General features: G+C 60.4%; 12 protein-coding genes. 7 read left to right on the top strand and 5 right to left on the bottom strand.

Annotation, left to right across the window (positions count from 1 at the left end; translation table 11 throughout):
- From catC to EXN22_RS01350, 3 genes are all read left to right on the top strand, one after another.
- Positions 1-291: a muconolactone Delta-isomerase gene (gene catC, locus EXN22_RS01360; RefSeq protein ID WP_130262108.1), complete on the top strand. Its 291-nt coding sequence runs from the start codon at positions 1-3 to the stop codon at positions 289-291.
- A 39-nt stretch (positions 292-330) separates the two neighbouring features.
- Positions 331-1,263: a catechol 1,2-dioxygenase gene (gene catA, locus EXN22_RS01355; RefSeq protein WP_130262107.1), complete on the top strand. Its 933-nt coding sequence runs from the start codon at positions 331-333 to the stop codon at positions 1,261-1,263.
- Positions 1,264-1,362: 99 nt separating this feature from the next.
- Entirely contained in the window at positions 1,363-2,568 is a 1,206-nt protein-coding gene (locus EXN22_RS01350) for a benzoate/H(+) symporter BenE family transporter (RefSeq protein ID WP_130262106.1), read from the top strand.
- On the opposite strand, the gene lpdA is transcribed toward EXN22_RS01350, so the two are convergent.
- Positions 2,569-3,969, bottom strand: coding sequence for a dihydrolipoyl dehydrogenase (gene lpdA, locus EXN22_RS01345; RefSeq protein ID WP_130262105.1), 1,401 nt, complete (start codon positions 3,967-3,969; stop codon positions 2,569-2,571).
- A 209-nt stretch (positions 3,970-4,178) separates the two neighbouring features.
- Here lpdA and cfaB point away from each other — a divergent pair, with 209 nt between their 5' ends.
- Positions 4,179-5,363, top strand: coding sequence for a C17 cyclopropane fatty acid synthase CfaB (gene cfaB / locus EXN22_RS01340; protein ID WP_130262104.1), 1,185 nt, complete (start codon positions 4,179-4,181; stop codon positions 5,361-5,363).
- Positions 5,364-5,368: 5 nt separating this feature from the next.
- Here cfaB and cls read toward each other — a convergent pair whose 3' ends face one another.
- Entirely contained in the window at positions 5,369-6,808 is a 1,440-nt protein-coding gene (cls, locus tag EXN22_RS01335; protein ID WP_130262103.1) for a cardiolipin synthase, read from the bottom strand.
- Positions 6,809-6,935: 127 nt separating this feature from the next.
- On the opposite strand from cls, the gene EXN22_RS01330 reads away from it, so the two are divergent.
- Positions 6,936-7,463 (top strand): DUF3617 domain-containing protein, encoded by a 528-nt coding sequence (locus EXN22_RS01330; RefSeq protein WP_130262102.1) that lies wholly within the window; start codon positions 6,936-6,938, stop codon positions 7,461-7,463.
- Between the two features lie 6 nt (positions 7,464-7,469).
- Here the strand turns inward: EXN22_RS01330 and folE2 are convergent, their stop codons facing one another.
- Both folE2 and EXN22_RS01320 read right to left on the bottom strand, forming a co-directional pair.
- Positions 7,470-8,357 carry a GTP cyclohydrolase FolE2 gene (folE2, locus tag EXN22_RS01325; protein ID WP_130262101.1) on the bottom strand — a complete coding sequence of 296 codons (888 nt, stop codon included), beginning with the start codon at positions 8,355-8,357 and terminating at the stop codon, positions 7,470-7,472.
- 26 nt (positions 8,358-8,383) lie between these two features.
- Positions 8,384-8,770, bottom strand: a complete 387-nt coding sequence (locus EXN22_RS01320; protein ID WP_130262100.1) for a glutamine synthetase — start codon at positions 8,768-8,770, stop codon at positions 8,384-8,386.
- A gap of 118 nt (positions 8,771-8,888) precedes the next feature.
- Between EXN22_RS01320 and zigA the strand changes: the two genes are divergently transcribed.
- The gene (zigA, locus tag EXN22_RS01315) at positions 8,889-10,097 is read left to right on the top strand and encodes a zinc metallochaperone GTPase ZigA (protein WP_130262099.1); all 1,209 of its coding nucleotides are present in this window, start codon (positions 8,889-8,891) and stop codon (positions 10,095-10,097) included.
- Positions 10,098-10,181: 84 nt separating this feature from the next.
- Positions 10,182-11,153, top strand: a complete 972-nt coding sequence (locus tag EXN22_RS01310) for a CobW family GTP-binding protein (protein ID WP_130262098.1) — start codon at positions 10,182-10,184, stop codon at positions 11,151-11,153.
- Here EXN22_RS01310 and EXN22_RS01305 read toward each other — a convergent pair.
- A complete protein-coding gene (locus EXN22_RS01305; RefSeq protein WP_130262097.1) occupies positions 11,150-11,542 on the bottom strand; it encodes a DUF3301 domain-containing protein in 393 nt (130 codons plus the stop codon). The two genes, EXN22_RS01310 and EXN22_RS01305, sit on opposite strands and share 4 nt — an antisense overlap.
- Between the last annotated feature and the right edge of the window lie 9 nt (positions 11,543-11,551).

Below are 11,551 nucleotides of genomic sequence, written 5' to 3'. Positions count from 1 at the left end.
ATGTTGTTCCACGTGAAAATGACCGTGAAATTGCCTCTGGACATGGATCCGGCCAAAGCCGCGCAGCTCAAGGCCGACGAGAAAGAGCTGGCCCAGCGCCTGCAACGCGAAGGCAGCTGGCGCCACCTGTGGCGCATCGCCGGGCATTACGCCAACTACAGCGTGTTCGACCTGCCCAGTGTCCAAGCGCTGCACGACACCCTGATGCAACTGCCGTTGTTCCCCTACATGGACATCGAGGTCGACGGCCTGTGCCGCCACCCCTCATCGATCCACAGCGACGACCGCTGAACACCGAGCACTTATAACAACAATTCGAGGTAACCCGACATGACCGTGAAAATTGCTCACACTGCCGATATCCAGAAGTTCTTCGAAGAAGTCAGTGGCCTGCACAACGACCAGGGCAGCCCACGCCTGAAGCAACTGACCCAGCGCATCGTCAACGATGTGGCGCGCATCATCGAAGATCTGCAGGTGACCCCCGATGAGTTCTGGAAGGCAGTCGACTACCTCAACCGCCTCGGCTCGCGCCAGGAGGCCGGCCTGCTGGTTGCCGGGCTCGGTGTCGAGCATTACCTGGACCTGCAACTGGACGCACAGGATGCAGAAGCCGGGATCAGCGGTGGCACGCCACGCACCATCGAAGGCCCGCTGTATGTGGCCGGCGCACCGCTGGCCGAAGGTGAAGTGCGGATGGACGATGGACTTGATCCGGGCACGGTGATGTTCTTGCAGGGCCGCGTACTGGATGAGCACGGCCAGCCAGTGCCTGGTGCGGTAGTCGACCTGTGGCACGCCAACACCCAGGGCACCTACTCGTACTTCGACAGCACCCAGTCCGCGTTCAACCTGCGTCGCCGCATCGTCACAGATGCCGAAGGCCGCTACCGTGCGCGCAGCATCGTACCTTCTGGTTATGGCTGCCCGGCGGATGGACCCACCCAGGAGCTGCTTACCCAGCTCGGTCGTCATGGCAATCGCCCGGCGCATATCCACTTCTTTATCTCGGCGCCTGGCTACCGGCACCTGACCACCCAGATCAACCTGGCCGGTGATGAGTACCTGTGGGACGACTTTGCCTACGCCACCCGTGACGGGCTGATTGGCGAGCTGCGCTTTGTCGAGGATGCAGCGGCAGCCGATGCCCGCGGGGTAGCAGGGCGCTTTGCCGAGATGGATTTTGACTTCCAGCTGTTGAGTGCGCCCAAGCCTGCCAGTGAGCAGCGCAGCAAGCGGCCGCGGGCGTTGCAGGACGCTTGAGGCCATCGCGGGGCAAGCCCGCTCCCACAGGCATTGGATAATCCTGTGGGAGCGGGCTTGCCCCGCGATGCTGTTCAGAAGCCTCAACGGAATAACCCAATGAAAACAAGATTCCAGGACTTCTCCCTCAGCGCCCTGGTCGCCGGTTTCATCGCCACCCTGATTTCCTACGCCGGCCCCTTGGTGATCATTTTCCAGGCCGCCCACAGTGCCCAGCTGTCGGCGGCCGAGCTGTCTTCGTGGGTCTGGGCGATTTCCATTGGCAGTGGCCTGCTTGGGGTGCTCCTCAGCCTGCGTTACCAGGTGCCATTGGTGATTGCCTGGTCGGCACCGGGCTCGGCGCTGCTAGTGGCGCTGCTGCCGGGAGTTGTTTATGCCGAAGCGGTGGGCGCCTACCTGGTCGCCAACCTGGTGATCCTGCTGGTGGGGCTGTCCGGCGCCTTCGACCGTATCGTCGGCAAGCTGCCGTCGGCTATCTCGGCGGCCATGCTGGCGGGCATCCTGTTCAGTTTCGGCACGGGGTTGTTCGTTTCGCTGAAGTCGCAGCCGGCCCTGGTCCTGGCAATGTTCGTCACCTACTTGCTGTTCAAGCGCCTGGCTGCGCGCTATGCGGTGCTGGCGGTGTTGGTCTGTGGCGTGAGTATCACGTTGCTCAGTGGTGAGCTGAACCGCTCGGCGCTGGTGATCGGCCTGGCCACTCCGGTGTGGACGACGCCGGCCTTCAGTTGGCATGCGCTGTTGAGTATTAGCCTGCCCCTGGTGATGGTGGCTTTGACCGGGCAGTTCGTGCCGGGCATCGCCGTGCTGCGCAATGACGGTTATCGCACCCCAGCCAGCCCGATCATCAGCAGCAATGCCCTGGTCAGCCTGTTGCTGGCGCCGTTTGGTTGCCATGGCCTGAACCTGGCGGCGATCACGGCGGCGATCTGCACCGGTCGCGAATCCCATGACGATCCAGGGCGTCGCTATTGGGCGGGTGTGTGTGGCGGTGTTTTTTATCTGTTGCTGGGGGTGTTCGGTGCGACCCTGGTGTCGCTGTTCACCGCCTTCCCCGCGGCTTTGATTGCGGCGCTGGCCGGGCTGGCGTTGTTCGGGGCAATTGCAGGTGCGCTGGCTGGGGCGATGAGCGTGCCCAGTGACCGCGAAGCTGCACTCATCACCTTTCTGGTGACGGCTTCGGGCATGTCCTTTCTCGGCTTGTCAGCGGCATTCTGGGGGTTGATCTTCGGCCTGTTCGCGCACCTGCTGCTCAACCTGCGGCGACGAGCACCGCAGGCTGGCAGGGCAGGGGTGCAGGTGGACTGATCAGGCCTGCATGGCTTTTCCGTCAACGTCCATTGCGGCCTGGCGCAGGGCTTCGGAGCGGGTTGGATGGGGGTGGCAGGTGAGGGCGATGTCTTCGGCCGAGGCACTGAACTCCATGGCTACACAGTACTCGCCGATCATCTCGCTGACGCTTGGGCCAACCAGATGCACACCCAGTACTTCATCGGTACGGGCGTCAGCCAGGACCTTGGCGAAGCCTTCAGTCTCATGGTTGATCTTGGCCCGGCTGTTGGCGCTGAAGGGAAACTTGCCGACCTTGTACTCACGGCCTTCGGCCTTGAGCTGTTCTTCGGTCTTGCCGACGCTGGCCAATTCCGGGCGGGTGTAGATGACGGCCGGGATCAGGTTGTAATTGACCTCGTGAGCCTTGCCGGCGATCTGCTCGATGCAGGAGATTGCTTCATCTTCGGCCTTGTGCGCCAGCATTGCGCCAGAGGTGACATCGCCGATCACCCAGACTCCGGGCACGCTGGTGCGATGGTGCTGGTTGGTGAGCATGCCGCGCTTGTCGGTTTCCAGACCAACGCTGTGCAGGCCCAGCCCCTGGGTGTAGGGACGTCGGCCGATGGCAACCAGCACGTAGTCCGCTTCGAGGGTTTCACCGGCTCCGCCAGCGGCAGGCTCCAGGCTCAGCGTCACCCCTTGCGCCGCCACAACGGCCTGAGTGACCTTGCTGCCGAGTTTGAACTTGATGCCTTGCTTGGCCAGCGAGCGTTGCAGGGTTTTCGCCGCTTCTGCGTCAGTCCCGGGGCAGATGCGATCGAGGTATTCGACCACGGTCACCTGGCTGCCCAGTCGACGCCACACCGAGCCCAGCTCCAGGCCGATGACGCCGGCACCGATCACCACCAGGTGCTTGGGCACTTCACTCAGGGCCAGGGCGCCGGTGGAGTCGATGATGCGCTGGTTGTCGATGCTCACGCCGGGCAGGGGAGTCGGCTCGGAGCCGGTGGCGATGACGATGTCCTTGGCCTGCAGCTCGGTGATTGAGCCCTGCTCGTCAGTCACCTGCACCCGGCCGACGCCATCGAGCTTGCCCCAGCCCTTGATCCAGTCGACCTTGTTCTTGCGGAACAGGAACTCGATGCCCTTGGTCAGGCCGCTGACGCTCTCATCCTTCTGCTTCATCATCTGCGCGAGGTTGAGCTTTGGTTTGACCTCGATGCCAAGGTTGGCGAACTCGCTGCCTAGCGCCGCTTCATACAACTCGGAGGCATGCAGCAGCGCCTTGGACGGCATGCAGCCGACGTTCAGGCAGGTGCCACCCAGGGTTGTCCGCCCTTCGATGCACGCTACGCTCAAGCCAAGCTGGCCGGCACGAATCGCCGCGTTATAGCCGCCAGGCCCGCCGCCAATGATCACTACATCATAGGTTTTCATTGTTGTACTCCAGGATGAAGAATCGACAATGGCGCCAAGACTAATCCGCACAACGGCTCATTGTATACAATTGATCTTGTGCGCAAGCCGCCCTCGCAAGGTCTGCAACGGGCCACATAGGCTAAGGCTATGGTCTGCATTGGCTGAAACTTGCTGCAGATGAACTACCCTTCTGGGCAGACGTCCGATGAAAAAAGGAGGCTTATTTCATGCTTGCGCAACTTCCACCTGTTCTGCAAAGCCTGGGACTGCCACTGCGCCTCAAGCTCTGGGATGGACACGCGTTCGATCTGGGGCCCAAGCCGCAGGTCACCATTCTGGTCAAGGATCCGCAGCTGATAACCCAACTGACCCATCCGAGCCTGGATGAACTGGGCGCGGCATTTGTCGAAGGCAAGCTTGAACTGGAGGGCGCCATCGGTGAAGTGATCCGCGTTATCGACGAACTCAGCGTGGCCTTGCTCAAGGATGACGAAGACGATCAGCCAGTACGCAGCGAGCATGACAAGTCTACCGATGCAGAGGCGATTTCCTATCATTACGACCTGTCCAACGCCTTCTACCAGCTATGGCTGGATAGCGACATGGCGTATTCCTGTGCCTACTTCAAATCGGCAACCGACACCTTGGAGCAGGCCCAGCAGAACAAATTCGAGCACCTATGCCGCAAGCTACGCCTGCGCGAGGGTGACTATCTGCTTGATGTCGGTTGTGGCTGGGGCGGGCTGGCGCGCTATGCGGCGAGGGAGTTCGGCGCCAAGGTGTTTGGCATCACCCTGAGCAAGGAGCAACTCAAGCTGGGCCGCAAACGGGTCAAGGAAGAGGGCCTGGAAGGGCAGGTGGAATTGCAGATTCTCGATTACCGCGACCTGCCTCAGGACGGCCGCTTTGACAAGGTAGTCAGTGTCGGCATGTTCGAACACGTCGGCCATGCCAACCTGGCGCTGTATTGCCAACAACTGTTCGGTGCTGTGCGGGCAGGTGGCCTGGTGATGAACCATGGCATTACTGCCAGGCACACGGACGGTCGTCCGGTCGGGCGCGGCGCTGGCAGTTTCATCGGGCGCTATGTGTTCCCCCATGGCGAGCTGCCGCATTTGTCGATGATCAGTGCGTACATCAGTGAAGCCGGCCTTGAGATCGTCGATGTCGAAAGCCTGCGGCTGCATTACGCGCGCACGCTCGAACACTGGAGTAACCGCCTCGAAGCGCAACTCGACAAGGCCGGCAAGCTGGTGCCGGAGAAGGCCCTGCGGATCTGGCGACTTTACCTGGCTGGCTGTTCCTACGCGTTCGCCAAGGGCTGGATCAACCTGCATCAGATCCTTGCGGTAAAACCCTTGGCCGACGGTGGCCATGAGCTGCCCATGACCCGCGAAGACCTCTATCGCTGAGGCACTTACAGAATCGGCGAGATCAGCCGGGCGATACGCATCCCCAGTTGTTGCAGGCGATGTGTATCACGGGTGTCTTCAGCGGTGATCTCGCGAGCCTGATTGAAATCGTGGGTGAGCATCACGTCGACCTGATCGGCAAACGCCCGGTCCACCGTCAGCAGCATGATTTCGAAGTTGAGCCGGAACGAACGGTTGTCGAGGTTGGCACTGCCAATCGCGCTGATTTCGTTGTCGACCAGTACCACCTTCTGGTGCAGGAAGCCCGGCCCATAGCGGAACATCCGCACCCCGGCACGCACCGCCTCGAAAGCGAACAGGCTGGAGGCGGCGTAGACGATACGGTGATCGGCCCGTGACGGAATCAGGATGCGCACATCGACACCGCGCAGTACAGCCAGACGCAGGGCGGCGAACACCGCTTCGTCGGGGATGAAGTAGGGGCTTGTGATCCACAGGCGTTCGCGTGCCGCGTGGATGGCTTCGACGAAGAACAGCGAACAGGTTTCCTGAGGGTCGGCCGGCCCGCTGGCCAGCACCTGGCACAGCACGCCATCGTCGGGATAGGTGTCCGGCAGGATCAGCGGCGGCAATTGGCGCGAAGCCCAGAACCAGTCCTCGGCAAACGATTCCTGCAGGCAGGCCAGCACCGGTCCGCTGACCTGTACATGGGTATCGCGCCACGGCGACAGCTTAGGGTTGCCGCCCAGGTATTCGTCCCCCACATTGTGACCCCCGACAAAACCCTGCAGGCCGTCGACCACGACGATTTTGCGGTGGTTGCGAAAGTTGACCTGAAAGCGGTTGAACCAGCCGCGCCGGGTGGCGAATGCGCGGATGTGCACTGCGCCTTCGCGCAACTTCTGGCTGTAGGCCGAGGGCAGGGCGTGGCTGCCAACCCGGTCGTAGAGCACATAGACCTTTACCCCTTGCGCGGCTTTTTCCAGCAACGCGGCTTGCAGCCGTCGCCCCAGGTCATCGTCGTGAATGATGAAGAACTGCACCAGCACGGTGTCGCGGGCGCCGGCGATGGCGCTCAAGATCGCGTCGAAGGTGGCCTTGCCATCGACCAGCAAACGTACCTGATTGTTCGCCAGGCACGGCATGCGACCCAACTTGGGCATCGCCCTTAACGAGCCATAGGACTCGGAGTTGCGTGCGGCCAGGGCTTCCTCTACCCAGGGGCGCCAGTTCAGGTCGGCCATGGCCACATGCATTTCCTGGTTGGCTTGGCGCCGTGCCTGAATGTACGCATCGAAGGTACGGCTGCCGAACACCAAGTAGGGAATCAGTGTGAAGTAGGGGATGAACAGCAGCGACATGGCCCAGGCGATCGCACCTTGGGCGGTACGCACGGTGAACACCGCATGCAGTGCGGCAATCACGCCGAGCAGGTGAATCACACCAATGAGGTAACCAAAGAAGTAGGGGCTGTGGTAATCCATACGCATCCTGCTGTCCGAAGGCACTGCCTCTAACAGAGCATGTTCATGCCAGCACTTGCAACCCAAAGCATAAATTGACGTCTAAGCTGTGTTCCAGCTTGGGGCTGGAGTTTTGAGGAGTCATTACATGAAGAGTCGTCTGCCGCTGCTGGCACTGGTCGTGGGCCTGGCAAGCCCGTTAGTGCATGCGCAGATGTTGCAACCTGGCTTGTGGGAGCTGACCACCAGCAATATGCAGGTCGATGGCAAGGCGTTGCCGGACATGGGCTTCATGCTCGGGCAGTTGAAGAACCTGCCACCGGAACAACGGGCGATGATCGAAGGCGGCCTGGCCAAGCAAGGGATCAGTGTAGCCGGTCAGGGAGTACGTTCCTGCCTGACGCCAGAGCAGGTTAAAACCAATGATATCCCGCTTCAGGATCCCAAGTCTGGCTGCACTCAGAAGATTACCGAGCGCAATGGCAATGTCTGGAAGTTCACTTTCAGTTGCCCGAAAGCCCAGGGCAATGGTGAAGCCACGTTCGTCAGCGACCGTGAGTTCACGACCAAGGTTAATGGCACATTCAACGCTTCTGGTGTGCAGCAGCAGGGCAGCATGAACACTCGTGCGCTGTGGCTGAGCGACGATTGCGGTACGGTCAAACCGCGAACCTGAAACGGCTCACCACCGCCATTGGCTGTGAGCGACTGCGTCGTGGGCATGCAAACTTTCGGCATGTTCCACGCGCAGATTGAAGCCGCTGAGCCAGGGTAGCGTTTTCAACGCCAGATGCAGGCGTCTGGCGGCATCCTCACAGAACATCAGATTCTGGCCGTTGGCCAAGGCAAAGGCTTGCTCATCAGCGCGCTTTACCGCCGTTTGCACTGCGGTACCCAGCGCGCTTTCCGCGTGATCGATCAACGCGTGCAACGGCAGCTCCTCTATTCCTGGCTGCAGCCGCACCCGCAATTTAGCCACACTGCGCTGGCTGTGAGGTGTCGCCACAATGCCTTGGGCGCTGCCCAGCCAACTCAAAACGGTTTCGTGGCTCAGCATGCGATTGCCGAAGTCAGTCAGGAACTGCTGCTGAATCAACTGCCGAGCCAAGGCAGCAGAGCACGGACAGGTCGAGGAGTACTCCACCTGTGCAAATAGTTCCACGTGGAACACTTCGTCTTTAATCTGCGCATGCAAGGTGATTGGATAGGCTTTCCAACCTCCTAGCGGACTGACCAGGGCAGGCCGTTTTAGCATCAGGTCGAAGCGCAGGGTCAAGAAGGCGCTGGCTGACAGGCCAACATGGCTATCGAGAAAACGCTCCAACACTTCATTCAACAGCGCAGGGGTTAACGCCTCATACTCCAACACGTCGAGCGCCAGATACAGCCGTGACATGTGTATGCCTCGGGCAGTGCCGTCATCGAGGCTCACGCCTGCGTCGGCACTTGCACGCAACATCTGGCTGTTGATCTGCACGGGCAGGGCAATGTTGCACATGCCAACCCATTCCAAAGGCAATTGGCTGTGGGTGGCTTGGGCAGCAATGTCAGGCAGGGTGAAAGCGCTCATCAGGGGTTCACTTTTCAAGGAAAAAACTAGTGGCAGCCGCTCAGGCGGTTGCAGCGCAGATTGAAGCGCTGTCCGCTGGAACTGGACACGCTGTTCAAGGTGGTCCAGCCCACGCGCCGGCTGTATCCGACCCAGGTTTCACCGTTGCTCGCCACGCCTGTGTAGAAGGTCAGCTGGCCGTAGCGGCTATTGGTTTGAGCCCACAGCCTGCGACCTTCCATTTCAAAGCCGCGTAGGTAGGTGGTGCTGCCCTGGGTTTGCACGCTGTAGTAATTGCCTTGGGCATCGCTGCAGGCAAGCAGGGTTGCACTGCGGGTGCAGAGTGCAAGCCCGTTGCTGAGGGACGCGGCATTTGCGCCGGCGGATTCGCACAGCAGCAACGCAGTGAAGGCAAACAAGCAACGCGATTTCATCTTTCAGGTCGGCCTTTGGTCATGTTCTGAGCGAAGTAGGTTGGCGAGATTGTATTGTTATAATATAACATTGCGCAATGCATCGTTCGAATGCACTCACCCTGATGAGGATCGCCCCATGCCCAACCGTCTTCCCGTCACCGTGCTATCCGGCTTTTTGGGTGCTGGTAAAAGCACGCTGCTCAATCACGTTTTGAAAAATCGCGACAACCTGCGGGTGGCGGTGATCGTCAATGACATGAGTGAAATCAATATCGACGCCAGTGAGGTGCAGCGCAATGTCAGCCTTAACCGCGCCGAAGAGAAACTGGTGGAGATGAGCAACGGCTGCATCTGCTGCACCTTGCGCGAAGACTTGCTCGAAGAGGTCGCGCGCCTGGCCCGGGAGGGGCGCTTCGATTATCTGTTGATCGAATCAACGGGTATCTCCGAGCCACTGCCGGTGGCCGAAACCTTCACCTTTCGCGATGAGCAAGGCCGCAGCCTGGCCGACCAGGCGCGCCTGGATACCATGGTCACTGTGGTCGATGGCTTGAACTTCCTGCGTGACTATCAGGCTGCCGAAAGTCTGGCCAGTCATGGTGAAACCCTGGGTGAAGAAGACCAACGCTCGATCAGTGACCTGTTGATCGAACAGGTGGAGTTCGCCGACGTGATTCTGCTCAGCAAAATCGACCTGATCAGCAGGGTTGCTCGGGAAGAGCTCACGGCCATTTTGCGTAGCCTCAACGCCCAGGCGCAGATTGTGCCAATGGTCATGGGCCAAGTGCCGCTGAAGCAGATCCTCAATACCGGCTTGTTCGACTTCGAGCGTGCGGCCCAGGCGCCGGGTTGGCTACAGGAACTGCGTGGCGAGCACGTACCGGAAACCGAGGAGTACGGCATCGCCGCCACCACCTGGCAAGCACGCCGGCCTCTGCATCCACAGCGCTTTTTCGACTTTATCCACAGGCCTTGGGGCAACGGTCGACTGTTGCGTTCCAAGGGGTTCTTCTGGCTGGCCAGCAAGCATCAGGATGCCGGGAGCTGGTCGCAGGCTGGTGGCATGATGCGCTATGGCTTTGCCGGGCGCTGGTGGCGTTTCGTTCCACGTGAGCAGTGGCCGCAGGATGAACAGAGCACTGCAGAGATCCTCAAGAACTGGAGCGCCGAATGTGGTGACTGTCGGCAGGAGCTGGTGTTTATTGGCCAGAACATCGACTTCGCCCAGCTCGATGCCGAGCTTTCGGCTTGCCTGCTAGATGACGCGGAAATGGCCGCAGGCGTGCGCAGTTGGCAGCAACTGCCCGACCCGTTCGGCCCCTGGTTCGATGAGGAAGCGGCGTGATGCGCCAGGTGTTTGATCCTCAGTCTTGACTGGATGACCTGAAATAGCGGCATAGTGACGAAAATTTCAGGCGTTACCTGTCTCATGCTGCAGAACATTCCCACTCACGTGATTGCCGGACCGCTCGGTGCCGGCAAGACCAGCCTGATTCGCCAACTGCTGGCGCAACGGCCCGCTGATGAGCGCTGGGCCGTGCTGATCAACGAGTTCGGCCAGATCGGCCTGGATGCGGCGCTGTTGACCAGCGATGACGACGGCATTGCCCTGGGTGAGGTGGCCGGTGGTTGCCTGTGCTGCGTTAATGGCATGCCGTTCCAGGTCGGCCTGGGTCGCTTGCTGCGCAAGGCCAGGCCGCATCGGGTTTTTATCGAGCCGTCCGGGCTGGGCCATCCGCTGCAATTGCTTGAGCAACTGCGTTTACCGCCCTGGCAGGGCGTACTGGCGCTACAGCCTGCGGTGCTGGTGCTGGATGCCGAGCAACTTGCTGCAGGATCTGCCCTGCCTGAAGCACAACAATCGACCCTGGCCAGCGCCGGGCTGCTGGTGATGAATAAATCCGCCGATGTGGACGCGGAGCAACGCTTGTGGATAACTTCTCGGCTTGCGGATGTTCGCCGGTACTGGACTGATTTCGGGCAGTTGCCATTCTCCGAACTGCCTGTGCAAAGTGCTGCGCAAGTGCTGCCCGCCACTGTGGATAAGCTTGCATCAGCTAATGTTTACGGGGTGACAGGCAGCCTGTGGACAAATCCACAGGAGCCGATTTGCAGCATTCAGCAGGCTGCCGAAGGTTGGAGCATCGGTTGGTGTTGGCACCCGAGCCAGGTGTTTGATTGCACTCGCCTGGCCCTTTTTCTGAACGCCCAGGGGTGGCGCCGGGCCAAAGCAGTTATCCACAGCATGGACGGTTGGCAGTCGCTCAATGCCGTGGCGGGGCAGCCTGGCTTGGACTGGGGCAGCAGTGAATGGCGCCGTGATTCGCGGCTGGAGCTGATCTTCGCCGAGCCGCAAGACCCTGAACTGCTCAAGCAAGCCATGCTGGCCTGTCGCGTTTAGTTGCGCCAGCGGTTATGGTCCTGGCGCCACTGATTCATCTCGATGACATTGTCGTGATGTTGAGGTGTCTTGATCTCGAACGGGTAGGGCGCCAGTTCGATTTGCATGGTGTGGGCGCCAAACTGAGTCACAGTACCGGGGTGGCGCTGTTCGCCGGTGACGGTGAACTCGAAGTTGTACACCCGGGCCAGGCGCTTGCGGCCGTTGGCGTCGCGGACAAAACCGATGCGCTTGAGCGCAACATTGCCATCGAGCAGTTCCAGGTCGAGCTTGGCGCAGTGTTGTTTGACCCGCTCCAAGGCCTTTTCACGCAAGCCGTGGTTATGCCACAACCAGGCGCCAGCCGTGGCCAGCAGCATCAGCACGAAGAGATTTCCCAGGGTCAACATCTACATTTG

The organism is Pseudomonas tructae (assembly GCF_004214895.1).
Classification (GTDB): domain Bacteria; phylum Pseudomonadota; class Gammaproteobacteria; order Pseudomonadales; family Pseudomonadaceae; genus Aquipseudomonas; species Aquipseudomonas tructae.
The sequence above is the reverse complement of the archived record's forward strand: the minus strand, read 5'-3'. Positions and strand labels throughout refer to the sequence as shown.

What these genes read in the sequence shown, in the direction of transcription:
- catC (WP_130262108.1), top strand. Translation starts at nt 1, where the DNA reads ATGTTGTTCCACGTGAAAATGACCGTGAAATTGCCTCTGGACATGGAT.
- catA (WP_130262107.1), top strand. Translation starts at nt 331, where the DNA reads ATGACCGTGAAAATTGCTCACACTGCCGATATCCAGAAGTTCTTCGAA.
- EXN22_RS01350 (WP_130262106.1), top strand. Translation starts at nt 1,363, where the DNA reads ATGAAAACAAGATTCCAGGACTTCTCCCTCAGCGCCCTGGTCGCCGGT.
- lpdA (WP_130262105.1), bottom strand. Translation starts at nt 3,969, where the DNA reads ATGAAAACCTATGATGTAGTGATCATTGGCGGCGGGCCTGGCGGCTAT.
- cfaB (WP_130262104.1), top strand. Translation starts at nt 4,179, where the DNA reads ATGCTTGCGCAACTTCCACCTGTTCTGCAAAGCCTGGGACTGCCACTG.
- cls (WP_130262103.1), bottom strand. Translation starts at nt 6,808, where the DNA reads ATGGATTACCACAGCCCCTACTTCTTTGGTTACCTCATTGGTGTGATT.
- EXN22_RS01330 (WP_130262102.1), top strand. Translation starts at nt 6,936, where the DNA reads ATGAAGAGTCGTCTGCCGCTGCTGGCACTGGTCGTGGGCCTGGCAAGC.
- folE2 (WP_130262101.1), bottom strand. Translation starts at nt 8,357, where the DNA reads ATGAGCGCTTTCACCCTGCCTGACATTGCTGCCCAAGCCACCCACAGC.
- EXN22_RS01320 (WP_130262100.1), bottom strand. Translation starts at nt 8,770, where the DNA reads ATGAAATCGCGTTGCTTGTTTGCCTTCACTGCGTTGCTGCTGTGCGAA.
- zigA (WP_130262099.1), top strand. Translation starts at nt 8,889, where the DNA reads ATGCCCAACCGTCTTCCCGTCACCGTGCTATCCGGCTTTTTGGGTGCT.
- EXN22_RS01310 (WP_130262098.1), top strand. Translation starts at nt 10,182, where the DNA reads ATGCTGCAGAACATTCCCACTCACGTGATTGCCGGACCGCTCGGTGCC.
- EXN22_RS01305 (WP_130262097.1), bottom strand. Translation starts at nt 11,542, where the DNA reads ATGTTGACCCTGGGAAATCTCTTCGTGCTGATGCTGCTGGCCACGGCT.